The sequence below is a fragment of the Elioraea rosea genome, assembly GCF_007644105.1.
In the GTDB taxonomy this organism is placed as follows: domain Bacteria; phylum Pseudomonadota; class Alphaproteobacteria; order Acetobacterales; family Acetobacteraceae; genus Elioraea_A; species Elioraea_A rosea.
On sequence record NZ_VFAC01000011.1, the window covers coordinates 1 to 23598 of the forward strand.

The 23598-nt window shown below is 66.5% G+C and carries 18 protein-coding genes; 7 read left to right on the forward strand and 11 right to left on the reverse strand.

What is annotated here, in order from left to right; all coding sequences use genetic code 11:
* The first annotated feature begins 93 nt into the window (after window positions 1–93).
* Together FIF60_RS09140 and FIF60_RS09145 are read left to right on the forward strand one after the other, a co-directional pair.
* Window positions 94–822 carry an SDR family NAD(P)-dependent oxidoreductase gene (locus tag FIF60_RS09140; protein ID WP_239451565.1) on the forward strand — a complete coding sequence of 243 codons (729 nt, stop codon included), beginning with the start codon at window positions 94–96 and terminating at the stop codon, window positions 820–822.
* 44 nt (window positions 823–866) lie between these two features.
* Window positions 867–1385, forward strand: a complete 519-nt coding sequence (locus tag FIF60_RS09145; RefSeq protein ID WP_158639134.1) for a nuclear transport factor 2 family protein — start codon at window positions 867–869, stop codon at window positions 1383–1385.
* A 530-nt stretch (window positions 1386–1915) separates the two neighbouring features.
* Here the strand turns inward: FIF60_RS09145 and FIF60_RS09150 are convergent.
* The 4 genes from FIF60_RS09150 to FIF60_RS09165 are packed head-to-tail and all read right to left on the reverse strand — an operon-like array spanning window position 1916 to window position 5409.
* Entirely contained in the window at window positions 1916–2560 is a 645-nt protein-coding gene (locus FIF60_RS09150; RefSeq protein ID WP_158639135.1) for an SAM-dependent methyltransferase, read from the reverse strand.
* Window positions 2550–3266 carry a PIG-L deacetylase family protein gene (locus FIF60_RS09155; RefSeq protein WP_158639136.1) on the reverse strand — a complete coding sequence of 239 codons (717 nt, stop codon included), beginning with the start codon at window positions 3264–3266 and terminating at the stop codon, window positions 2550–2552. The genes FIF60_RS09150 and FIF60_RS09155 overlap by 11 nt, the downstream gene beginning before the upstream one ends.
* Window positions 3267–3286: 20 nt before the next feature.
* Window positions 3287–4420 (reverse strand): acyl-CoA dehydrogenase family protein, encoded by a 1134-nt coding sequence (locus tag FIF60_RS09160; RefSeq protein ID WP_144185774.1) that lies wholly within the window; start codon window positions 4418–4420, stop codon window positions 3287–3289.
* Window positions 4417–5409 carry a hypothetical protein gene (locus FIF60_RS09165; RefSeq protein WP_144185775.1) on the reverse strand — a complete coding sequence of 331 codons (993 nt, stop codon included), beginning with the start codon at window positions 5407–5409 and terminating at the stop codon, window positions 4417–4419. Before FIF60_RS09165 ends, FIF60_RS09160 begins: the two co-directional genes overlap by 4 nt.
* Window positions 5410–6279: 870 nt before the next feature.
* On the opposite strand from FIF60_RS09165, the gene FIF60_RS09170 reads away from it, so the two are divergent.
* From FIF60_RS09170 to FIF60_RS09180, 3 genes are all read left to right on the forward strand, one after another.
* On the forward strand, window positions 6280–6696 hold the full coding sequence (locus FIF60_RS09170; RefSeq protein WP_144185776.1) for a CopG family transcriptional regulator: 417 nt from the start codon (window positions 6280–6282) through the stop codon (window positions 6694–6696).
* A 284-nt stretch (window positions 6697–6980) separates the two neighbouring features.
* Entirely contained in the window at window positions 6981–8030 is a 1050-nt protein-coding gene (locus FIF60_RS09175) for an extracellular catalytic domain type 1 short-chain-length polyhydroxyalkanoate depolymerase (protein WP_239451566.1), read from the forward strand.
* Between the two features lie 945 nt (window positions 8031–8975).
* Window positions 8976–11465 carry a CoA transferase gene (locus FIF60_RS09180; protein ID WP_144185777.1) on the forward strand — a complete coding sequence of 830 codons (2490 nt, stop codon included), beginning with the start codon at window positions 8976–8978 and terminating at the stop codon, window positions 11463–11465.
* On the opposite strand, the gene FIF60_RS09185 is transcribed toward FIF60_RS09180, so the two are convergent.
* The 5 genes from FIF60_RS09185 to FIF60_RS09205 all read right to left on the reverse strand — a co-directional run bounded on the left by FIF60_RS09185 (window position 11462) and on the right by FIF60_RS09205 (window position 19941).
* Window positions 11462–14140, reverse strand: coding sequence for an AMP-binding protein (locus FIF60_RS09185; protein WP_144185778.1), 2679 nt, complete (start codon window positions 14138–14140; stop codon window positions 11462–11464). The genes FIF60_RS09180 and FIF60_RS09185 overlap by 4 nt on opposite strands.
* Window positions 14137–15564, reverse strand: a complete 1428-nt coding sequence (locus tag FIF60_RS09190; protein ID WP_144185779.1) for a phenylacetate--CoA ligase family protein — start codon at window positions 15562–15564, stop codon at window positions 14137–14139. Before FIF60_RS09190 ends, FIF60_RS09185 begins: the two co-directional genes overlap by 4 nt.
* Entirely contained in the window at window positions 15561–16922 is a 1362-nt protein-coding gene (locus FIF60_RS09195; protein ID WP_144185780.1) for a M20/M25/M40 family metallo-hydrolase, read from the reverse strand. The genes FIF60_RS09190 and FIF60_RS09195 overlap by 4 nt, the downstream gene beginning before the upstream one ends.
* A gap of 1318 nt (window positions 16923–18240) precedes the next feature.
* Window positions 18241–18942 carry an SLAC1 family transporter gene (locus tag FIF60_RS09200; RefSeq protein WP_204251147.1) on the reverse strand — a complete coding sequence of 234 codons (702 nt, stop codon included), beginning with the start codon at window positions 18940–18942 and terminating at the stop codon, window positions 18241–18243.
* 276 nt (window positions 18943–19218) lie between these two features.
* Window positions 19219–19941: a hypothetical protein gene (locus FIF60_RS09205; RefSeq protein WP_144185781.1), complete on the reverse strand. Its 723-nt coding sequence runs from the start codon at window positions 19939–19941 to the stop codon at window positions 19219–19221.
* Between the two features lie 327 nt (window positions 19942–20268).
* On the opposite strand from FIF60_RS09205, the gene FIF60_RS09210 reads away from it, so the two are divergent.
* Window positions 20269–21237, forward strand: coding sequence for a Bug family tripartite tricarboxylate transporter substrate binding protein (locus FIF60_RS09210; protein WP_158639137.1), 969 nt, complete (start codon window positions 20269–20271; stop codon window positions 21235–21237).
* Between the two features lie 108 nt (window positions 21238–21345).
* Here FIF60_RS09210 and FIF60_RS09215 read toward each other — a convergent pair whose 3' ends face one another.
* Together FIF60_RS09215 and FIF60_RS09220 are read right to left on the reverse strand one after the other, a co-directional pair.
* Window positions 21346–22002: an alpha/beta fold hydrolase gene (locus tag FIF60_RS09215; RefSeq protein WP_144185783.1), complete on the reverse strand. Its 657-nt coding sequence runs from the start codon at window positions 22000–22002 to the stop codon at window positions 21346–21348.
* A 1-nt stretch (window position 22003) separates the two neighbouring features.
* Window positions 22004–23026: an SDR family oxidoreductase gene (locus FIF60_RS09220; protein ID WP_239451567.1), complete on the reverse strand. Its 1023-nt coding sequence runs from the start codon at window positions 23024–23026 to the stop codon at window positions 22004–22006.
* 88 nt (window positions 23027–23114) lie between these two features.
* On the opposite strand from FIF60_RS09220, the gene FIF60_RS09225 reads away from it, so the two are divergent.
* Entirely contained in the window at window positions 23115–23582 is a 468-nt protein-coding gene (locus FIF60_RS09225; protein WP_144185784.1) for a nuclear transport factor 2 family protein, read from the forward strand.
* The last annotated feature ends 16 nt before the right edge of the window (window positions 23583–23598 follow it).

Genomic DNA, 23598 nt, shown 5'->3' on the forward strand with positions numbered 1-23598 from the left:
CTCGCCGGGTTCGGCGCCGCGCTCGCTGCAGGCGCGAGCGCCCCGGCGCGGGCGCAGCACGCCGACCGCGTCGGCCGCTTCGCCGGCACGGTGGTGGCGATCACCGGCGGCAACTCCGGCATTGGCGCAGCCACTGCTCGGGCCTTCGCTGCTGAGGGCGCGCGCGTGGCGATTTGCGCGCGTCGCGACGCCGAAGGCCGCGCGGTGGAGGCGGCAATCCGCGCCGACGGCGGCGAGGCCTGGTGGGCGCCGGTGGATGTGCGCGATGCGGCACAGGTCGAGCGTTGGATCGGCGCCGTCGCTGCGCGTTGGGGGCAGGTGAACGTGCTGTTCAACAATGCCGGCATCTTCATGACGCCCGGTGCCATTGAGGAGATCACGGTCGCCAACTTCGCCGACATGATGCAGACCAACGTCGCAGGTGTCTTCCACGGCATGAAGTATGCGCTGCCGCGTATGCGCGCGCAGGGCGGCGGCGTGATCATCAATATGGCCTCCGTTGCCGGCCATCGGGGCTTCGCCAACACCGCGCACTACAATGCAAGCAAGCATGCGGTGATCGGGCTGACCAAAGCTGCAGCGGTTGCCCATGCGCGGCACGGCATCCGTGTGGTGTCGATCAGCCCGCTCGCAGTGGACACGCCGATGCTGCGAGAGAGCTTTGCGCATCAGGGGTTGCAGGCCGAGGCTGTCGCGGCCTCGCTCGTCACGCCGCGGATCATGCGAGCGGAGGAGATGGCGGCATCGGTGATGATGCTGGCCGATCCGCGCAGCGTCGTCACCGGCATCGATCTTGACGTCACAGACGGGCAGCTCGCCTGACGACCGCAGGACAAGGAGGAAAGATCATGCGAAGGACTCTTTTGGTGGCCGCCGCCGCGCTCATCTTCGGCGGGCCGGCGGTGGCGCTGCAGCCGGATGGCCTCGCCAGGCTGCTGGACGAGTCAGCGCTACGCCACATCGCGGACAGGCTCGATCATGCGGTGGACACGAAGGACTGGGCGCTGGCGCGTGCGCAGTTCGCTGACCGGCTGCGGCTCGACATGTCCTCGCTCGGCGCCGGGCCGGCTGCCGAGGTGGCGGCCAACGACCTGATCGCCGGATGGCGCCGCGCCTTCCAGGGCGCGAAGACCTCGCTGCACCTGCGCACCAATCACCTGGCGCGGATCGACGGCGACACCGCGGTTCTGACGAGCCATGGGTACGCCTGGAACCGCCTTCCTGCCGGCATGCTCGGGGCCGAGCCCGCGCTCTGGGAAGTCTGGGGCACCTATGAGCACCGTTTCACGCGAGGCACCGCGGGATGGCAGATCGTCGGTTTCACCTTCACCGCCACGCATGAGCGCGGCGACCGGCGCGTGCCGGCCACCGTGCTCCCCGAATAATCCCTTACGAGGCGCAGGAGCAACTTGTGCAGCCGAACACACCCGCCAGGGTCTCACGAATGCGCTGCCGCTCAAGCCCATTCGGCGAGAGCAGCTCCTGCCCGCCTAGCGAGATCGTCGCCAGCATCGCGAAGCTGGTCCAGGTCGCGGTACGCGCACCACCTCAATTACGCCGGAGAATGCACCTCGCTCGACCACTGGCGGAGGGGGTGCGCCAGCATTCGAACCATACCCCACCTAGTGACCTGGAGAGCGGCGCTTAGACGACACCTTCCCCATGCAGCAACTCAGCCACTGTGATCGCTACAGGGCGGTGATCGAGGAATCGCTTGAAGTGGTCGCAGTCGGGCGCCTCGACCAGATTCGCTTATCCGAGAAGGTCATCGATCGAGTCCGGGTATCGTCATGGCCAACATGGGACGTCATTTCCATGGCTCGCGCGGGGGGCGCCGACGGTGCGGGCCGGCGGCCCCGCCAGTCGCAACTCACAGCTACGAGCGAGGCTCCGAGCAGGACTCTGCAACCGTCACTTACCCTCGGTGGTCCGTGCCCGAATCTCTGCCCTCAAGTTCCTCCCGTTCAGCGCCGGATGACTCCCGACAACGAATTCGGCGTAGCACGTCGATGTGAAACCGGCCGAACCCGCACGAAGCAAGGAGACGATGTGTTTCGGCCAGCCTACGGGTTAGCCGAAGGGCGGCGGCCTCCCCGTTAATGGCACCGCCCGTGTCCCCCCGCCAGTTGACCAGCACAACGTCGCAATGATCGGCGCAGTCCTCAGCAAGCCGCACGGCAAGAGCCGCGCTTTCGTCGTCTGTCATGAAGTACAAAACCTCGGAAAGAATGACGAGGTCAGGTGCTTGCGCGGGCCAGACCCAAGGGACTGTGCCCTCGATGAAGGCAACGTTCGCGCGTGATGCGTGCGCCTTCGCGGCGGCCACGGCCTCTGCGGTGCAGTCAATGGCGACGAGACCGTCACAGCGCGCGGCCAGCAGCGCTGTCAGCGCGCCGGCGCCGCAGCCCACTTCCAGACAGCGCCGATAGCGGGAGCGCGGAAGGCTCGCCATCGTCTGTGAGAACTTCTCTCGCTCATAGGCGCTTCCGTGCGTGTTCCACGGGTCATCCGAGCCGGCGTAGAGGGCGGCGAGGTGCGCGCGAACGCCGCTAGTCGGCAAGATACACCTCCGGATGGTCGATGAAATGCGTCTGCATCTCCCCGATCATCATGAAGCCGTCAGGATCATCGTGGATCATCCGGGTCATCTGCGATCGGTGACATGCGATGGCCGCCGCTTTCGCCGAACAGAAGCGCCTGGCATCGAAGCGTACGATCCGTGTCGGCGCCGCGGCGTCAGCTGCCCCTTCTGGCGGCGCGAACCGGCCCCAAATGGGGTAACTCCACAGCCGGAGCCCCGGCCTGAGTGCAACGACGCGGCGCGCCAGTTCCGCCGTCGCAACATGATCCTTGTGCGGGTCGCCGCGCCATGTGGCGACAAGCGCTGTCGCGCCGAATTCGTCCACGGCACCGGCGATCACGCTGGCAGCGATGGCCGCGGCCGGCGGGGCATCCGGCGCCTCGCAGTCGCGATACCCCAGCTCGATCAGCGCGATGTCAGGATGCAGGGCCGCAAGCGCCGCCCGCACCTCCAGCGCGCGTAACTGGGCCAGCGCGTCTGCACCCACGCTCGGCGATGACGGATGTGACCGGCGTCCATCCGTCACCACGACCACGACTGAGCGGCGTCCGGCGAATGCTGCGGCCCGCAGCAAGGCGCCGCAGCCGAGGCTCTCGTCATCAGGGTGCGGCGCAAGCACCACGAGGCCCCCGGGCCCGATGATGTCGTCAAGATCGGCGAAAGGCGCTGTGGTCGCCGCGGCCATGACAGCACTCAGACGCGGCATCATGACGCTGCCCAGAAGTCGCCGACCGGGCCCGAGCGCGCAGCCAACATCTCCGACGCAACGTGGAGGGCACGGTCGGGTGCAGCCTGCCGCAGGTAGAAGGACAAGTCGCGGCGCAGCCGCTCCACCGGATGATCGGTGAAGTACGACGCGGCGCCGAGGGCGCGGTCCACTTCGGTCATTGTCTCGATCGCCGCACGCTCTACGGCGAGCCGTGCTAGAACCGACCGTGTGGCGCTGTCAGGGGAGGCACCAGGCGCCTCGACCGTCATCGCCGCTTCGCGCACCCACAACCGCGCCGTCTCGCAGGCCATCGCACCGCGCGCAAAGCGCGCCGCCTGGTGCGGATCCGCAAGTCTACCGCTTGCGGCAAGATCTACCCGCATCGCCTCGACCAGCGCTTCAAGTCCGCCGAGCTGCGCCGCAGCGTAGCGCCAGACGCCGCCGTGAAAATGCGGCTCGCGATGGAAATCGTCTGGGCCACCGAGGAGCGCGTCATGGTGAAGCGCCAGGCCCGTTGCGTCGAAGTCGCCCGAAGCCGTGGCGCGCATACCGCTTACCCGCCACGTTGCCGTGTCGGCACGCGCAGGATCGTCGGCCGGCACCACGATGAGCCTGCTTGCACCGTCGGCGTCAGCGGCACTCAGCACCGCGATCGACACAAGCCCGAGGCCGGACGCGAACCGCTTCGCGCCATCTAGTACGAAGCGATCGCCGCGAGCACGGACAGTCACGGGACGCGCTCCATCGGCGCCCCAGACCCCCATCAGCGCGCCGGCACGTACAGCCTGCGCGACCCTCGCCTGCGTCGTCGGTGCGCCATAGAGCTTCACCAGCTTGACTGCGTTCACGTGGCCTTCGAAGAGGCGCGCGACGGCGAGATTGGCCCGTCCGAGCAACCGGAGGACATCGACGCCGTCTGCGACGGCGCTGGGGTGCCAGCAGAGCCCGACACCGCCGGCGACGGCGCTGAGCGGCGCCCTTAGCACCCCGTTGATGCGCAGATCATCAATGTCGGCCGCCAGCGTCATTTCACCCTGGTCGGCGGCCGTCGCACGGGCTGCGATGCGCGGCGCGATCGCGCGCACGGAGGCAACGAAGTCCCGATGCGCAACGGGCGATGCCAGTTTCATGACGCGGCTCGCGCCTGCTCGACGAGGCGACGCAATTCGGGAAGCTCACGCGCGAGATCGCTTGGCCGCATGCGTGGTGCACCGAGGCATCCGGCAGCAGCTTCAACCTCAACCCACTGGGCACCGAAGGTGGCGGTATGCTGGGCACGCCTTGCCTGCGCCGCGGAGAGGCCAAGCCCGCTCATAATACGGCCCACATCGCCTCTCTCACGCCAAGCAGCGCGCAGGTCGCGGCGCGACCTGGCGCGGTGCGCTGTGATTGCAGCAGGCAAAAGGCTTGCGTCAGCGAAACTGTCACAATCGTTGATCCGCGCCGAGATCGCAGTCGCCATGCCGCCGCGCGCGCGACCGTGCACCCGACACGAGACTGTGACGAGCGGCGCACTGCTGTGCCGGACGAACAGATCGTGGCACTCCACAAGCGCAGCGAAGGCGCGGTCCTCGCTGCAAGCCAGTGGCGGCATCCGCCCGATCGCATCGTAGTCGCGCGCTCGGATGGCAAGGCTGGCACCGGATGCGAGCCCATGATGCGGCCATGGATCATGCGCCCGGGGATCGAGCCGGGCGTCGAGTTCGATCGAAAGTGCCCTGTAGGCGCTCTCGATCGCGGCGGAGGCGGCGATGCTGTCCGGCAGCAGGGCTGCCTCCGCGGCGTCTACCGCGATGCGACCGCAAACGAGATGAGCGCCGCCTGCGAGCGCATCGAGGTTTGCCTCTGCCCAGTCCGGCGCCACACGCCCGTCAGCGTCAGTCGTCATCAAGACGGCATCGGGATGCGCCCAGCGGGCAGCGACGTCTAGTGTCAGACGACGCGCCCAACCTGCCGTCGCCATCCAGGGCGCAAGCGTCGTGTCGATGACGATTGCTGTGACGCCACGCTCTGCCAGCGCGAGGAAAGCTTTTTTGGCCGATCCGTCGTCGGAATTGTTGACCAGCAGCACCACGCCAGCACGGTCGCGCCGCGCAAGCGTGACGGCAATGGCGTCCACGCACGCAATGATGCGCTCGCTCTCGTTGCAGACTGGGACGCTGATCACGAGCTCGGGAGGGCGGGACATGTCACCGCAGCACAACAAGCTGCGCCGACCGAAGGCAGCCGATCGGGCCCCGACACAAGGCCTGGTCAGCTCTGGCGACCACCTTGTCACTGACTAGGCCCCGCCGGATTCGCAGCCGTGCAGCGGATCACGGGAGGCTGTTGCGCGGCGCGGACTGGAGCACAGAAGTACCCGAAGGCGTGCAACGACCAGCCGAGTCCCCTCAGGTTCGAACTGCCTGCGCAGCATCCCTCAGCGGCTTTGGTCACACGTCGCCCACCGTTCGCGATGCAGGCGACGCGCGTGGCGATCGACGCGGCCTCCGTATCAGGCCGCACGCCAGCGATCGCTCGACAGTTGCGCAGAGGCATGCTCGTGCGCAGCGCCAGCGGATCGATGGCGCGGATTGCGGGGAGGCCGGTGCTAGTGGTCTGCAGGCGACGAGGCCTCGGTCGAGGTTTGGCCATTTCAGGATCGCTGATGCTTTGGCGGGCGGTATCCAGGCACGGGTACGCTTCTTCGATGCTGGGTGCGACGAGGGTTGAACGCAGGCGGGCGTGAGGGGTTCCGCAAACACCTCGTCGTAATTCAACTTCGACGGGCCCGCCGCTGGTTGCCACGCTGCGGGCCGCTGGCTGTTAACCGCAGCGCGGCGTTCCACCAGATCCGCCGGGCCCGCACGCCTGACGACGCCAGGTGATCTCGCGGTCTTTTCGTGAGCTCGATCAGGCACCCCGTAAGATCGGCCGTCTTTACTACTTGACGATCCCCTGGCCCGCCACAACCTACCATCCAGTGGGATGGTAATGGGATGATGGAGGGATGTCCGGCACTGCTCATCGTCTAAAGGCCGGCGCCGACACTGAGAAGATCACAATCAACCTTGGTCATGTCGACCTTGGGCACATCGATCTGCTTGTGCAGGAAGGCTTCTACGCCAATCGGACGGACCTGATCCGAACGGCGATCCGCAACCAGCTTGAGCGTCATGCGGATGCCGCGCGGCAGTCGGTGGCACGTCAAAAGCTCGACCTCGGGCTACGACACTTCGGCCGCGCTGAACTTGTCGCGGCTGAGAAATCCGGACGGCCGCTTGAGATCCGCGTGCTCGGATTGGTGAGAATCGGCGAGGACGTCAGCCCTGAACTGGCAAGGTCGGCGATCGCTTCGATTTCCGTACTCGGCGCGCTGCAGGCCAGCCCCGCGGTCAAAGAGGCTCTGGCGGACCGCATCCGCTGAGGAACCTTGCAACGCGCGCACCCAAGCGTGGTTCACCACAAACATGAAGCCTGTCCCCCGGCAGCGTGATGCTGCCGGCATGGATCTCGAAAGCTCCACACATGCCAATGCACTCCTTACTGTCCGCGCACATGCTCGAGGCAACGCGTCTAACCCGCGAGGGCCGCCTCGACGAGGCAACGGCCGTCTTGCAGCGGGCGCTTGCCCGAGGGGCACAGCGAAACCCTGGATCGCCGCGCGAAGCCTCGCCGCCCGGTCCTACCGCTCGCGCCGCTTCAGCCCGCGTGTTCGACGTCGACCCGGTGACTGGAGGGGTCACCGACGCACTCGAGATGATGAGCGCACGTGGTGCAGCGAGAGGGGCAGCGGCCTCTTTGGGCAATGAGCGGCGGGGGAAGCACGAGCGCGCGTCAGGCACGTGGACGTTCGGGCAGGAGCCAGCAACTCTCCGCCGAAAGACCTCCACCATTCCTCCCGGTGCGCGATTCACCCACGAAAGCTTCACCGGCGCGAGTGGGCATCGCACGTACAAGCTGTTCACGCCGCTTGCCTATGGCGGAGAGCCGATGCCCCTCGTTGTGATGCTTCATGGGTGCACCCAGTCCGCCGACGACTTTGCAATTGGTACCGGGATGAACCGCCTTGCGGAGCAGCACGGCGTGCTGGTCGCGTATCCTGAGCAGCCGCCGAGCGCCAACGCGCACAAGTGTTGGAACTGGTTCCGCTCGCTCGATCAGCAGCGCGATCGGGGAGAGCCGGCGCTCCTCGCTGGACTGACGCGGCAGGTTATGCGCACACATCTCGTGGATCCCGCGCGCGTCTATGTTGCCGGGCTCTCCGCAGGTGGTGCGGCGTCGGCCGTGATGGGCATGGCTTATCCCGATTTGTACGCCGCGGTTGGCGTCCACTCAGGCCTTGCCTGCGGTGCTGCCCATGATGCGATGAGCGCATTCGCAGCCATGCGCGGTGGCGCTCCTGCAACGAAGCCTCGGCAAGCGAAGGTCCCAGGCCGGCGACTAGTCCCGACGATCGTGTTTCACGGTGACGCGGACGCAACGGTGCATGAGCAGAACGGACTTTCCGTCATGGAGCAGGCCGCTGCTGGCGCTATGCTGACGGCGACAACCCAGGCCGGGCAAGTGCCTGGTGGGCGTGCCTATACACGCACCGTTCACACCGACATGGGCGGTATCGCGGTCATCGAGCGTTGGGCAGTGCATGGTAGCGGACATGCGTGGTCCGGCGGAGATGCGGCCGGGTCTTTTACCGATCCGCAAGGGCCTGACGCGTCGCGCGAGATGCTGCGTTTCTTCCTTGGTCATCGCCTGTCGTGACCCGCGGAACGGCGCGCTGACCGTAGCGTCAATCCGGTACGGTAAACCGCCCAGCCCACGCCGGCGTTCGGCCACGTTCATTCATTACCTAGAACGTTCGAGTCAGTTTGTAGTCACGAGCGATTAGTACCTTGGCGCGGGATTGCAGAGTGGGTGTGTGCAACGATGATTGTCTTGCGAGATCGTGACGTGCGGGGCGCGAACAACATCGCGCTCCGCTCTGATGTGGCCAAAACACGTTCCGTAGTTACAAAACCACGGCCAGCGTAGATACGTCGTTATGCAAATTCAGGAAGCAGGCCGTGTTTGGTGGTGCGTCGGCGGGTGACGTGCGTCAGCATCCCGCCTTTCGAACCGTAGACTGACCCCGTCGCTGGCGCCGGACGTCGTCGAGGCGGTCCTGGATGGGAGGCAGCTGGACCGGATGCCGCTCCCACGGATCATCATTCCGGCACCACATTCGTCGAAGGATCAGCGAGTGATCATATGGGCTGCCCAGCACCAGCCCTTGGCGGCCGTCGCCTGAGAAGACGACACGTCGGCCATCTCAGGGTAGCGTGCTCGGTCATGATATTTGTCAACAACTCCTGGGAGCGGGGGAAGCTCAGTTCGTCGATATCGTGCGCGCTCGTTGCGTCGCGACACCGGCCCCCCAGATGACCGTCGCGATTTGGCAGGCCACTGAGCGGCGCCATCGTCGACGCGGCTGGACTCGTATGAACGCCATGCCGGATAAGAAATCCGCCCCTTCTATACCGGTCGTCGAGGCGGAGGACCCGGCCCCATCGGGATCGGCGTGGTTCGCAGCGCATGCCGTCATGACGCGCCCGCAACACCATGGGCCAGACGTTGTCCTCTGCCGAATGTAACCGGCGAGGGAACTGTTCTCTGGCGTCGAGACACGGGGGACGGTATCGCTATCGAAAGGGATAAGGATCGTAAGGCGTGCCCGACGCGAAGCTAGTTGAGTGCACGATGCAGGAAAGCACCCGCCCCGCTCCGCTCCGTGGACGCCGCGTCGTTGAGTTTGCCGGGGTTGGACTTGCTGGCGCGCTTGCGGTCCGTCTGCTCGCCGAGCAAGGTGCGCAGGTGACCAGGATCGAGTGGCTTGGTCGGGAAGAGGCCGATACGCCGCTTTCGCGATATCTGCACGCTGGCAAGGAGCGCGTTCACCTCGACCTGAACGATTCGGAGAGGCGTGCTGAAGCCATCCGATTGCTGCGGGTCGCGGATGTCAGCGTCGAGAACTTCCGACCTGGCACGATGGAACGCCTTGGGCTCTCTCCCCAGGTCTGCCGCGCCGCGAATCCGGCCCTGATCTATCTGCGCCTTCCCGGGTTCGCGTCGAGCGACGCGACCCATCGCGAGGCTCCAGGCTGGGAAGGGGCGCTTGGCGCGGCTTGCGGACTCTTCACCGACGTGAACATCCTGCGCCACGTTCTCGGCTTCCCGCCCGTGTTCACTGCTCTGCCGCATGCCTCCGTCTATGGCGCGGTCCACGGGGCTGTTGCAGTTTGCCTCGCCTTGCTTGCGCGCGAGGGGAGTGGGGCAGGCGACGTGATCGAGGTCCCACTCGCGGCTGCCGGCGCTTCCGCGATGGGAAGTGCCGCGCTCGGGATCAGCCCGCAGCCAAGGCGCTATGACATCCCGAAGTGGTCACGCATACTTTCCCGCGTCGTGATGCCGGCGTTGAGGCCGTTGCTTGGCCGTCTGCCCCGTTCACTGCAGCAGCGCATCGCCGCTCGAGCCGATGCGGCTGTCCCGGCGCTGATGTCGAACTACCGCTGTGGGGATGGGCGGCTTCTCTACATCTTCGCAGTTGACCATGATCGCATCCCGCGTCTCCTGCTCGAGACACTCGGACTTTGGCCTCGCCTGCGAGCAGAGGGGCTTGCAGAATTAGATCAATACGAGAAAACAAAAAAACGAAAGCGGAACAATATCGCTGATAGTACGCGGCTCTCGCGCCGATGGCAGGGCAGGCTCCGCTCGGCTCTCGCGGCATGCTTTGCGGCGCGCCCAGCCGCCGAGTGGGAGGCTCTGCTGAATGCTTCAGGCATCCCATGCAGCGTCCAGCGCGAGACCGGCGAATGGCTGCGTCAGCCCGCACTTCGCGAGGCGGGAATCGTGCAAGTCAGCGGGCGAGGGGATCTCGCCCCGGGGCCAGCCGTCTGGGTTGTCGGGCAGGGGGATCAGCCGATTGAACGCCCAAGCGCCACTGTCAGTCGCGGCAAAGCCGAGGGTCCACGGCTTGCGGGAAGGGTCGTGCTCGATCTCACGAGCATGGTCGCCGGTCCGGTCTGCGGCAGAACCCTGGCCGAGTACGGCGCGGAGGTGATCAAGATCGACAGTCCACGGCCGCATCACGGGCCGCGGCTGACCTGCTGGTACGGTGTGGACGTGAACCAGGGCAAGCGCAGCATGCTGCTCGATCTCGCCTCTGCGCCGGGACGCGCGTTGCTCGACCGACTTCTGCTCCGTGCCGACATTGTGGTGCACAACTTCTCTGAGCCTGCCTGCGAACGGTTGCGTCTTCGGACGGCAGAGTTGCTTGCCGTCAATCCGCGCCTGGTGGTAATGCACATCGGAGCCTTCCGCGGGCCGCATCCGGGCCCGTTCGATACACGCAAAGGGTATGACCCGGTCCTCCAGGCCGCCTCCGGCATCATGGTTCGCTATGGAAGCGAAGCAGCGCCGATCCACCACGGAATCGCTTCCTGCGTCGATTACCTGACGGGCTACCTCGCCGCACTGGGTACGGCCCTTGCGCTCCTGCAACGCACGAGAGGCGACGGCAGCGGCTGTGAGGCGGCCACGAGCCTCGCCCAGGCGGCGCAGCTCATTCAGTTGCCATTCTGTGTCGCTGACGAGCACGGGTTAGCGGAGCAGGGCGTGTCAGGCCAATGGGCCTGGGGCTCGCATCCGTTGAGCCGGCTCTACCGTGCCCGCGATGGCTGGATCTTTCTCGCCGCCCCGCCCGCGGCGCGCGAACGCATCTCAGCCACGCTCGGCCTCGCAGGATCGGCGCTGGCGGACGGGGCGCTCGCCCAGGCGCTCGCGCGCGCGATCAGATCGCGCGGACGTGCGGAGCTCGCCGGAGCACTGCGTGACCGCGACGTCGCGATCGTCGCGGTCGAGCCGCTAGACCGGCTTCCCACCATCCGCGCAGAGCGGCCAGGCACGCCGATCCGGCGCGGCCCCACCGTCTATTCGATCCTGCGCCGCGGGCCAGGCGGTCAGCAGATCCGAACTGTCGCACCAACCTACGCATGGTCGGAGGCATCCCCACTGGTGACTCTCGCGCCGGCGCCACGTCTCGGCGCCGACACGCGCGCCGTGCTCGGCGAGCTCGGGCTTGCGCCGGACGAGATCGAAGCGCTCCGTCGCGCACGCGTCGTCTCCGAGGCGGTATCGGCGCAGCTGCTGCCCGATTAGCGCGAGGGCGGGTCCACCACCTCGACCAGGAACCCGGAGTTCTCGGCGAGGTGTCGGACCCGCTCGCGCAGCGCCGCAGCGACCCGCTCGTCCTCGCTGCCCTGGCCCCATTCCGCGAGCAGATCCGCCGCATGGGCCGAAGGGCCGAACACGACCGTGATGCGTCGAAGCCGCGGGATGCGCCGTCCGCGAGGCAGCGCCTCGAAGGCTCCGGCGATGAACACGGGAACAGCTGGCGCGCCGCTTCGCAACAGAAGCTGGCCGATGCCGGGGAGGAAGCGCTGAAGCCGACCATCGGGCGAGCGCCAGCCTTCCGGAAACCACACCTGCGCCTGGTCCGCGGCAAGGACGCGCTCGGCCGTGTCCACGGCCGACGAAGGGTGTCTTTCATCGACCGGGAAGAGATGTACCGCACGGCAGAAGAGCCGGCTCGCCCTGTTGGAGAAGAGGCGCACGATGTCACCGGCCCAATAGAGCCGCCGCAGGCGCGAAGGCCGGAGAGCGGCCGCAATGGCCAGCGGATCGAGGTCACTGACGTGATTGGGCGTCAGCACGCAGGCACCCTGCATCGGCACATGCTCGAGCCCGACGACCTTGAGCCGGAACAAGCCGCGCATCGCAGCGAGGTTCAGCCCATAGAGGAAAAGGCCGGTAGCTGTGAGCAGGACTCCTCTCGGCGCGAGCCAGCGGTCGATATCCGTCGCGATGGCAGGCGGCCGCCGCAGCGTTACGCCGGTGCTCCGCCGCATCACCGCAAGGCGTAGGAGATCGCGCACGCTGACGATTCCCGCGATCTCGCCTTCATTCAACGTCACGCCGAAACGTTCCTGTAGCGCGACCGTCAGCTCCATCCACGCAAAGGAATCGAATGTCAGGTCAAGGCCGGGGTTCATGTCGAGATCCAGCTCCCGTCCAGGCTGGCGTTGCTGCAGCAGTGACCAGATGGCCGCGGCTGTCGGGTCGGCCAGGAGTGTTATATCCTCCGGCATCGGCGGACGCGGCGCGCGCGCGGGATGCCCTGCCAGTGCCCTTGCGTAGAGTTCACGCAGCAGAAAGCGGCGGTACTTGCCAAGGCGTGTGCGGGGCAGCGGCTCGTCCGTCAGCGCGAAGCCGGAAAGCCGCTCGTGGGACCGTAGGCTCTGCGCTCGCTCGGCCAGCACCACGCGGATGCCATCGCGCAGATTGGTCGCCCCCATCTCGCGAAGCTTCACGTGGTCCGGGCGCACAAGTGCGACGAGCGCGCCGTCCTGTTCGAGCACCGCGATCTCCTGGATCTGCGGTGCCGTGCCATAGACCCGCTCGAGTTCCTCCGGGCTGACCTTCTTGCCCCCGCCGAGGACGAGAACCTCTTTCGCGCGGCCCGTGACGAAGAGATATCCATCGCTGTCGAGATAGCCGAGATCTCCGGTGCGGAACCACCTGTCCTCCGTGAAGGAAGCGCGCGTCGCCTCCGGGTTACCGACATAGCTTTCGGTGACCGAGGGGCCGTGGAGCTGGATCTCGCCGACGCCGCCTGCATCCGGCTCCGCGATGCGCACGCGTCCTTCGCCGAAAGGAAGCCCGGCGCTGCCCGTCTTGCGGCGTTCGGGCCTGTTGCCCGTGAAGATCGATGCCGTCTCGGCAAGCCCGTAGCCGGAGAGCACCATCCAGCCGAGTGCCTCGAGCCGTTCCTCGGTGCTCCGCTCCAGTTTCGCGCCGCCGGACACGAGCAGGCGCAGCGAGGGGGCCACGGATCGGCGAACCGCGCCGAACAAGGCGCGGCCCAGCGAAAGCCCGGTGCGCTGTCGTAGAGCCGCGCTCGCCGCGAGCGCGCCGCGTGCGATCACGCGCAGCAGCCAGGGCTGCGCCTCGAGCCTGGATTCGATAGCAGTGGCAATGGCATCGTAAAGTCGCGGCACGCCCACCATCACGGTTGCATCGCCATCCCGCGCCGCGCGCATGATCGTCGGGCCGGTGGGCCCCGTAGGCAACACCAGCGCGCTGCCGGCGGTGAGTGTGGTCAGCATGCCAACCACCAGTGGATAGGCGTGGTGAAGCGGCAGTGGCAGAAGAACGCGGTCGGTCGGACCGATCAGCCCGAGCCCTGTGAGGGCGTCGACATTGCTGCCGATGTTGTCGTGGGTGAGGATGAAGGTCTTGGGGGTGCCGGTGGTTCCCGATGTCGCGAGCAGGGCAGCGGGATGTTCGGGGGCAGGCTTCTCTAGGGTGACGGGCGCTTCGCCGAGTAGGTCCTCCCAGTGCTGGAATTCCCTTGCGACTCCCACGCGGGGATCGAGAAGCAGGGGCTGCAGCCCTGCCTGACGAAGCGCGGCCATCCCAGTGTCGAGATGTGCGCGGGTTGTAAACAGCAGGGTTGCGCCACTTCCCTGCAGGGGCTGGATCGCGTGCGCTGTCTCGATCAGATCGTCGAACGGCACAAGCATGCCGCCTGCTGCTAGGATGCCGAGGGATGCGGTAACCCAGGCAGTCCCGTTTGGCGCATGGAGCCCGACCGGTGTGCCGCGCCGAACGCCGTAGCGCGATCGCAACGTGGCGGCGAGGGCTCGGACATTGGCCGCGAGCGTCGCGCCATCCAATGAGCGGGGAGCGCCCTCGCCGGCGACAATGACGGACGGGTTCGTGCCACGTGCCGCCAGTGCATCGAGCAGGGCGATGACGTTCCAACGCGCTGTCATGCGGGGCAGCCAGGCTGTGGTGATGCACCGCGCCGGCGGGCGACGACGCTGAGCTTGCCCATTCTTTGCGTACTGCGTGCGAGCCCGTCGAGAAACTCCAGGGTGATCGGCGGGGGCACGGCCCCGTGACTTGCGATATCGGAGCCGAGCCGTGCCGGCAGGGCCTGGCCGATCTTCCGCCTGTCCTCGGCATCCGGCACGACCAGACGAAGGCGAATGCCGCTTGCGTCATGCTCGACAGCGTACTCGCGCACGCCGAGGAAGGCCTCCACCGCCAAACTCACCAGCATGGGAGTGACGGAAACCTCGCCCCGCTGCCCGTCAGCGCGCGGCAGGTGCAGCAGATCCTCTGCTCGCCCGCCCATCGCAGCGATCAGCCCGAACGGGCGGCCGCAGGCACAGAGCGCAGGCGCCCTGGCGAGCATGTCGGTCACCTCGTAGCGGATCAGCGGTTGGATCCGGTTGTAGAGGTTCGTCAGCAGATAGCGCGTCCCGAGGGTGCCGTCAGGAACCGGCCTGTATTCGTCGTCGACGACCTCGATCATGGCCGTATCCTCGAACAGGTGAAGCCCCGCATGCCGCGTGCAGTCCGCACCGACATGCGGTTCCTCGGTCAGGCCATAGTGATTGAACGCCTCGATGCCCCAGGCCTGCTCGATCAGGCGAGCCATCTCGGGCGTCAGCAACTCGCTGTGCGTCGCGACCACGCGCGGCGAAATCGAAAGACGCCCCGCAAGTTGTTCGCGCGCGATCAGGGCAGCAACCGAAGGATAGGGCAGGATCACGTCCGGCTGGAATTCGGCGAGGCTCGACACGAGATGCTCGATGGGGTCCGTCGCGAGAAGGTGGCGGATTTGGAACAACCCGATGTCCCCACTCATCGGGATCCGGCTTGTTACGTGCATGGGGTTGTCCGCGCCGATAGAGCATATGCGTACGCGGTTGGGCCACCGTGGGGCGATGCCGGCGAAGTGCTGCCAGCGCAGCGTGTTGGCGAGCACGGTTCGCCAGGCCGCTCGATCATAAACGAAGATGCCGCGGAGGCCTGAGGTGCCGGCCGTCGCAACCACGCGGTATTCGCCGAACAGGAGCGAGTCACCCGTCGCACCGGCGAGATGGCGGTCGAGCATGTCGCGCGAGAGGCGCTGGTCAGTCACCACGGCTTCGAGATTGTCCATCAGAAGCCGCTTGTTAGTGACCGGGAGCTGGGATGGTTCCGGCCCGTCGGCGATCTCGATGCCGCGATAGTGCGTCCGGTAGAACGGGGAGGCATGCGCCGCATGCCGCACGATCACCTTGAATGCATCGCGCTGGTGGGCAAGCAGCTGTTCTCGGGTCCATCCGTCGCGCGCCTTGAACCGTCGCGACAGGAAATACGCCGCTGCCAGATCGACGGCCTGGCCAAACGCATGCTGAAGCGTCACGCGAGCCTCCCTGCACTGGGCGGGGGATCGTCCACCGCGTCGATAGCGCTGATGATGCTGCGGTAGCCGGCCACAAGCGCACGATAGGCCGCGACACAGATACGCTCGTTCGCGGCGTGGATCCCAGCAAGGTCGGCCGCAGGGACATGGAGTGGAACGAGGCGATACTGCACCACCGCAAGATCAGCGAAGAACTTCGAATCCCCATCGTTCGGCGAGAGGTATGGCGCAATCACCGTCTCGGGTGACAGCGCGCGGACGGCACCGGCGAGCGCCTCGAAGATCGGGCCGTCGGCGCGGCTCGTCGGGGACGGTTCGATCCGCTCAAGCACTTCGAGCGTGATGCCGAAGCGTTTCCCCACCTCAGCGTCGATGCGGCGGAGGACCTCGTCACTGTCGTCACCCGGGCGCAGGCGGATATCGAGTACCGCGCTTGCGGTGCGCGGAACGACATTGTTGGCCACGCCTGCCTCGAGACGGGTAACGGCGATCGTGCTCTGCATCAATGGGGCGAGATCGGTGCCGTGCAGGAGTCGCGCCGTCCGTCGACCGAGCCTTGCAGCCAGGCGGTAGGTCCAGCGCCAGGGAAGCGAAGCGGCTTCGGCAAGGGCGAGCAGCATCTGCCGCGGCGCCCCGTCTACAGGGCCTGGCAGGGCACGTCGCGCCAGCCGGTCGAGCGCCCGGATGAGGCGCGGCACGGCCGGGGAGCGCTCAGGGAGGCCGCCATGGCCGCCGCTTGCGATTGCGCTCAGCCGAACGAGCAGTTCGCCACGCTGGGCAACGCCGATCAGCGAGACAGGGCGAGCAATACCTGGGAACGCGCCGGTGACAATGAAACCGCCCTCATCCAGCGTGAGGGCGAGGCGCTCCTGGCGCATGCGGAGAGCTTCGGCGATGTGCGCTGCACCTTCGCGGCCGCCGATCTCCTCGTCTGCACCAAGGCAGATCAGGAGTGTTCGTTGCGGAACAGTGCCATCGGCGAGCAGATCCTCGATCGCCTGCATCACGCCAATGAGGGAGGATTTCATGTCGAGGGCACCCCGCCCCCAGACATACCCCTCGGCGATGACACCGCCGAACGGCGGATGCGCCCATTGCGAGAGGCTCTCGGGTTCGACGCCGACGACATCCTGGTGTGCGAGAATCGCCCAGGGGAGCAGGTATGAATTGGTGCCCTGCCACCGATAGAGGAGCGCTGACCCGGGCCCGACACGTTCGCGCGCGAGCGTTCGGTGCAGCCGCGGGAAAGCGGCCTGGATCAACTGATGGAGCGCGTCGAACGCCGGTGCGCTGTCTGCGCCTCTCGCGCCGACGGTTTCGCAGGCCAACGCCTTCGCCAGCACCTGCTCTGGTGTCATCGTCACTGTCGTCTCAGCGATGGACGGGCTGATGGCCCGGTACACACGGCGTGCCGCATGGCTTCCGTTTCAGCGCGTCGCCCATAACTGTCGGCATCGGAGCTTGCGTCTCGAGAGCGTCGACGATGGGCACGCGGAAAAGGACTTCGGGTGTGGGCCGCCGAGTACGGTGAGCACACCCCTGCGTCGATTGAGCCGCGCAATCCCATTGGCAAGGGCGGAGGACTCCGTCCAGCTCGAGATGAAGACGACATCAAGATCATCGGGCAAGATCGCATCCGCCGCTGCCTGGCCGTAGTTAGGTCGCATAGGTCACGTTGTGCCTGAGACCGCGAACGAAACCTACGTTTCCGCGGTTCAATCTGGGCGTTTCGCCGGGGCCGATTGGTGATCTGCATCAATGCTGAACACTTCAAGCTGTCGACAGTCGTGCAGCCCGAGCCGATTAGTTCCTTTTTAGTTCGGTAGAGATTTGTTCGGGCCTCAGCTTCCTGGACACCCGCCGATCCTGGATCCTGATGGCAATCGACGAGTTCACCCGGGAGTGCTTGGCCTCGTTGTACCCAGACCGCCATCGAGCCCACAGGCCGCGAAGGAGTTCGACGTCATAGCCGCCATCCGCGCCCGGCGACGGTTGGTGCTGCCTGACAACAACACAAAGCTGACCTCGGGAACGTCCAGCAAGTGTCCAAGGACTGGAGGAGCAGTCGCATTACGGACTTGCATCAGGGACGTCTGGCAGACGTTTCTGTGTAAACAATGCGGTGCGCGTTGGTGGCGAAATCTCCCCACCCCAAAAGGTCCGGAGAGTTTTTCGCCTCCGCGGAGAGAAACGGGCGGCCGTTGCGCCAGCGCACCATCGAGGTGACGCTGGAAAGGTCCAAGAACCTGCGGTTCCTGGCGACCGGCTACGTCGACGAACTGGGTTCTGTGAGGTGACTGGAGCAGGAAAGGGCACGTTGGAAGGAGGCTCTCCGAGGTCCGGTCTGAGTATCACCGATGAGCGCTGTGGCCGAGCAAGGGAGCGCGCATGGCGACATGGATAATGGCCACGGCTGGGCGCCAGTTGCAGTTCCGGTCGAGACGATGCGATCGGATCGGCATTGCGACGCCGCTGGCTCAAGCGCTCGTTGACGGGCGCGTTGTCATCCTCCGCGGCTCATTCGCATCGGATCTGAGACTGCACTTGGGACGCCTCGTCCAGCTTGATCACTGAAGTCCGTATTGACTCTGCGCGACAAGATTAGTCGCGCTGAACGCCGAATTATACACGAGGACGCGGATGCCGTTTCCAGCCAAGGGAGCCTCGTGACTCGAGTTATTGACGATCGGCAGCAAGGCCATAGAGGGAGGCTGTAGGCGACTGCGACAGAATCCGGCCCGAGACCAGAAGGACGTTGCTGCGCAGCATGAGCACTGCGAGCAGCACGCAGACAAGGGTGAACACTGCCGGCGCCAAGAGCGCGACGGGTCCGGTATAACCCCGAGCCACCATGTCCAGCATGGCTGTCGCCAGGGCTGTCAGCCCGAACGAGAAGCTCCACGCCGAGACGGCGACGCCCGCCGCAAGGATCCAGTGGCCGAGCCGCGCCAGCAACAGGAGCTGGAGAAGTGCGTTCCCGACGAGGGCGTAGGCGAGCGCGTCCGATGGCCCGGAAATCAGGTTGAAATGGGCAAGCGCGCCGACGGCCTGCGGGGCGAGCTGGATGCCGAGTGTGGGCCGCAGCATCGGCGGCATCTCAGGCCCGGTCAGTAGTCGCTGGAGGACGACGGACTCCAGCGCAAGCCAGGCGAGCAGTCCGACGCCGAATGCGAGGCGGCCCCATTCGGCGAAGCCGAGTACGGCGCCGGCGCTCGCGGTGACGTAGGTCCCAACAACGCTCGGCAGGTACAGGACTGATGTCGTCTCGGCAATGCAGCACCAAGGACGAACAGCAGCACATGCAGGGTTCTGCCTCCCGGCTGGGCCGCGATGGCCACAAGCATGCCAGTCACGCCCGCCAGTTAGATGAAGCAGCACTGGACGTAATGCCGTGCCTCCGCCGGTGCCTTGTCCCGCACTAAGAACCACTTGCCGGCGAACAGCAGCGCGACGATGGCCCAGACCACGCTGCCAGCGACACGAGGCCTTCCCCGACCGCGGAGGGTAGCTCCCAAAGCGGGTGCGCAGCCCGCCAGCTATTCCCGCGCCCAATCAGCCCGAGGACGATCCCGAAGAAGGAGGCCGGAACGATCGGCAGCCTGCTCCGCGCGGAGCACATCAGCCGCGATTGCCTCCCGTGCGCCGTTGCCACGCTCACAGGCTGAAGGCCACGCGGCTGGTGTCGATGGAGACCATCAGCGCGTCAAAGTCGGGCTCGCCATCCGTGCGTGCCCGATAGGCGCGCCGCCGACAGGGGAAGCGGATGCCGTCTGCGTCGAGGTGGTCGCTGATGAGCTGTGCGGCCGCGAAGGACCCGGCCACGTCCACCCGGTAGTCGTGCCGGCGGAGCATGAGATCCTCGCCGAAGAAGAAGTCCTGAACTCTGCAGTGCGTGGCGATAGTCGACGGGAACTCGGCCCTAAGGACGCTCCACCTCTCGGCTCCGGCTTGGAGTGGCTCAAGCTCCGTCACGCGTACGCCCGGATGGGCGAGGACAAAGGGCGTGGTGAAGTAGAGCCAGAGAGCGTAGCCGTTGAAATAGGCGCGATGCAGCGGGTCCCAGGGCGTATCCATGCCATGGCCCGCAAAACTCGCACGCGGGTCGTTGCGCTCCGACACGATGGAGCCGTCGCCGCGGAGGATGGCGACGCGATCGGGCGTGTAGGTCGTGTGCCAGTCCGGGTCGCCGTAGGGCTCCAGCGATCCCCACTGCTCGTGCAGCGCCACCACCATGCGGCGAGGGTCCGGATCCTGCACCAGCCCTTTGGTGCCCCAGAATGCGCCCCCGGTGACGATGGTCGCCTCAACCGTTCTGAACGCCTGCCAGCGCTCCAGCCCGCCATAGGCTGCCAGGATCCTGGGAAGCAGTTCCGCCATGGCTTGACCTTTCTCACACTGGAGTTTCATCGTTCCTCCGCCGGGCAGGCGCCGGTCCGATGCAGGTCCCGATGCTCACCACGAAGGCGCGCCTTCGCCAGTGAAGCGGTGTGAGATGTCGCGAAGCGTGACCGCCCGCGACACCTGTGCGCGCTGCGTGGCGGTGCGGTCCCGCCCCGGTTGTTGCGTCCTTGTCGTCACCATCCAGCGTCGCGGTGGACACCACGTCCGGCTATGCTGTTCGACCGCCAAAGCCGCACGGAGACTACCCGTTCCGGCTGCGGCGCCGGGATCCGCATATCACCCGCCCGCACTAGGAGGCTGCCGATGCGCCTGACGAAGCGACGCGACGTATCGGCCTTGCTGGCCATCTCTGCGCTACCGGCGCGCGCGTCCGTGCCGTCGACGTGGCCGGACGGGCCCGTCAGGATCGTGACTCCGTCGCCGCCCGGAAGCAGTGTGGACGCGGTGGCGCGGCTGCTCGCCGACGGGCTCAGCCGTCGATATGGCCAGCCCTGGTTCGTCGAGAACCGACCCGGCGCGGATGGAGTTGTGGCCGCGCAGGCCTTCGTGTTGAGCCGTCCGGGCTCGGCGCTGCTGTTCTCGGCCGCGGCGATCTACACCGCGGCGCCACTGATGTTCGCGCCGCTGCTTTATGACACCGTGACCGAACTTGTTCCAATCGCGGCGCCAGTAACCGATTTCATCGGCTTTGTTGTTGCACCGGACGCGGCGGCAAGGACCTTGGCCGATTTCCTTGCGCACGCGAAGGCCATGCCGCAGCGGCTCACCTGGGCAAGCGCACCCGGCGCGTATCTGATCCTCAACGCCTACTTCCGCGCAAACGGTATCGACATGACCTATGTCAGCTATCGCTCGCTGACGACGATGCTGCCCGATGTCGCGGCCGGGCGTCTCGACATGGCCTATGTGCCGCTCGCCCCAGCTCTCCCCATGGTCCGCGCCACCAGGCTGAGATTGCTGGCCGTGAGCAATGCCGAGCGCGCAGCGGCGGCGCCTGAGGTGCCGACCGCGCACGAAGCCGGCTTCCCGGAGCTCGAACTGGAGGGATTTCCTGGGCTGTTCGGATGGAGGGGTATGCCGCTGCCGCTGCGTGAGGAAATTGCAGCGCACATGCGTGACATCGTGGCCGACCCAGTTGTGGTCGCAAGGCTGCTGGCACTCGGCCTAGAACCCCGCCCGGCGACACCAGTGCGTTTCGAGGCCGATCTGCGTCGCGTCGGCGCTCTCTACGCGGAGGCGGCGCGACGGTATGGGGCGAGGCCGCCTGACTGACGCCACGATGGGCGCGTCCCGGATCCTGGCGGGGAGGGCACCGTATCCAGGACGCGGCTCCACCCACCGGAAGAAGGGGCGGAGCAATCCATTGGCTGCCGCGCGCGGTCAGCCGCGTTCCTCGATCGCCCCAAGGAAACTGAGCGTCGCCTTGGGGATCTCCTCGATCTGGGTTGCCAGAGCGAAGTGGCCGCCGCCATACAGATGCAGTTCGGCATCCGGCGGCACCGCGCGGTAGAACCCGACGGCCTGCGCGCTGAAGTACGGATCTCCGCGGTCCCAGGCGATCAGTGCCTTCGGCCGGTGCCGAAGGAGGTACTCCTTCCAGGCGGAATACTGCGCGAGGTTGTCCGAGTAGTCGTGCAGCAGCGCGAGCTGGATCGCACCATTTCCCGGCCGGTCGAGGCTGGCCTGATCGTGCGGCCAGGCGTCGCGGGAGAGGCGGTGAAGGCGTGTGCTGCCCTGCGTGTATTGGCCGCGTGTGGTCGCCCGATACAAAGGCTGGCGCGCCGCACCCTCAGTCTCCGCGTCGCGGCGTTGCCAGAACGGCGTCAGCTCGCGGCTCACGTCCAGATTCCGTCCCGCCGCATTCGCCACCGCGTTCTGGATGACGAGACCGCGCACGCGGGTGGGATGCCGGACCGCGAGGCGGAAGCCGGCAGGCCCACCGTAGTCGTGCATGTAGCGAAGGCAGTCAGGCGACGTGAACCGCCGTGATACCACATGCTCGGCCCGGAACGATGTCCTGCACCGCTCCTGGTCCATCTCACATCTCCAAGCGCGGCGTAACGCGGCTGCGCATGAAGGCCATGTAGTCGTCCTCGGATGTCTCCCGCCGCACTGCGATCAGAGGCTTGATGTCCTCGCTCGCGACGTAGCGGAGCCGGTCGGTTCCATCGGTTGCGGCGGCATGGACGACCTCCGCCACCTCCTCGCTCGTGGCCGCACCTCCGGAGGCCCGCAGGTCTGCGAAAAGGCGCTCGGACGCGGCGACAAAGTCGCTATAGTCGGCAGGCGGCGTAAGAGCGGTCGCCTCCGATTCGCCGCGCGCTCCGAAGCGCGTCGTCGTCACGCCGCCGGGCTCGATCATCTTCACGCGAATGCCAAGCGACGCAAGCTCGTAGGACAGCGCCTCACTGAACCCTTCCAGTGCGAACTTGGAGGCGCAGTAGATTGAGATCATCGGTAGTGCGAAGACGGCAGCGCCGGAGCCGATGTTGACCACCACGCCAGCCCGATTGGCACGGAAATGCGGCAGGACGGCGCGCGTGACCTCCATCAGCCCGAAAAGATTCACGTCGAACTGCTCGCGGATCTTCTCCGCCGGGGTGGCCTCGAAGACGCCAAAGAGCCCGAAGCCCGCGTTGTTCACGAGGACGTCAATCCGCCCAAAGCGCGCGAGGCCGTTGGCGATCGCGGTCGCGATGGTCCGCGGATCCTGCACGTTGAGTTGTTCGACGAGCACGTTCGGCAGTTCGGCTAGACCGGGATCAGCTTCCGGCCTGCGCATGGTGGCGACCACGTTCCAGCCCATCTCGGCGAAGAGGCGGGCGGTCGCCGCGCCGAAGCCACTGGAGCAGCCTGTAATCAGCACCGTTCCGCGCAAGGACGTATCTCCTTCAAAGCGATCATCAAGGCGGACGCCGTCATGCCCGTAGCGATCATCCGCGTACCCGATGATCGAGCCGGCGCTGCTAGAAGCCGAGTGAAGGTTGGTGTTGCCCCGTGAGTTGGCGTTGCCCACCTCCGCCGGACCCGGCAGGACTGCGTCCCGCAGGTCGCGCCTCACGCGGCCTCACCGCTCCTCACGCGTCGCCGCCGGCGCGATGGCGCATCCTCCGCGCACACAGTCTGCCGCGTCGCATGAGGAGCATCGAATGACACTAGGACCACCGCTGCCGCCCTTCACGCGGGACACCGCGATGGCGAAGGTGCGCGCTGCGGAGAACGCGTGGAACACCCGCAATCCCGCAACCGTCGCACTCGCCTACACGCCAGAAAGCCGCTGGCGGAACCGGGAGGAGTTTTTCTCGGGCCGTGCAGCGATCGAGGATTTCCTAGCGCGCAAGTGGGCGCGTGAGCGCGAATATCGACTCATCAAGGAACTCTGGGCCTTCGCTGGCGCCGCCATCGCAGTCCGGTTCGTCTATGAGAGCTGCGATCCGGAAGGCCGCTGGTGGCAGAGCCACGGCAACGAGAACTGGCTGTTCGCTCCGGACGGCTTGATGAACGAGCGGCACGCCAGCATCAACGACGTGGCGATCAGTGAAGCGGAGCGCCTGTTTCGCTGGCCACTGGGAACGCGTCCCGGCGACCACCCTGGACTCACCGAACTCGGTCTCTGACTGTGCCGGCGGATGC

Bases quoted from the DNA above. Each gene is read 5' to 3' on its own strand.
- FIF60_RS09160 (WP_144185774.1), bottom strand. From the start codon at position 4,420: ATGAAACTGGCATCGCCCGTTGCGCATCGGGACTTCGTTGCCTCCGTG.
- FIF60_RS09155 (WP_158639136.1), bottom strand. From the start codon at position 3,266: ATGGCCGCGGCGACCACAGCGCCTTTCGCCGATCTTGACGACATCATC.
- FIF60_RS09170 (WP_144185776.1), top strand. From the start codon at position 6,280: ATGTCCGGCACTGCTCATCGTCTAAAGGCCGGCGCCGACACTGAGAAG.
- FIF60_RS09210 (WP_158639137.1), top strand. From the start codon at position 20,269: ATGCGCCTGACGAAGCGACGCGACGTATCGGCCTTGCTGGCCATCTCT.
- FIF60_RS09215 (WP_144185783.1), bottom strand. From the start codon at position 22,002: ATGGACCAGGAGCGGTGCAGGACATCGTTCCGGGCCGAGCATGTGGTA.
- FIF60_RS09205 (WP_144185781.1), bottom strand. From the start codon at position 19,941: ATGGCGGAACTGCTTCCCAGGATCCTGGCAGCCTATGGCGGGCTGGAG.
- FIF60_RS09225 (WP_144185784.1), top strand. From the start codon at position 23,115: ATGACACTAGGACCACCGCTGCCGCCCTTCACGCGGGACACCGCGATG.
- FIF60_RS09185 (WP_144185778.1), bottom strand. From the start codon at position 14,140: ATGACAGCGCGTTGGAACGTCATCGCCCTGCTCGATGCACTGGCGGCA.
- FIF60_RS09195 (WP_144185780.1), bottom strand. From the start codon at position 16,922: ATGACACCAGAGCAGGTGCTGGCGAAGGCGTTGGCCTGCGAAACCGTC.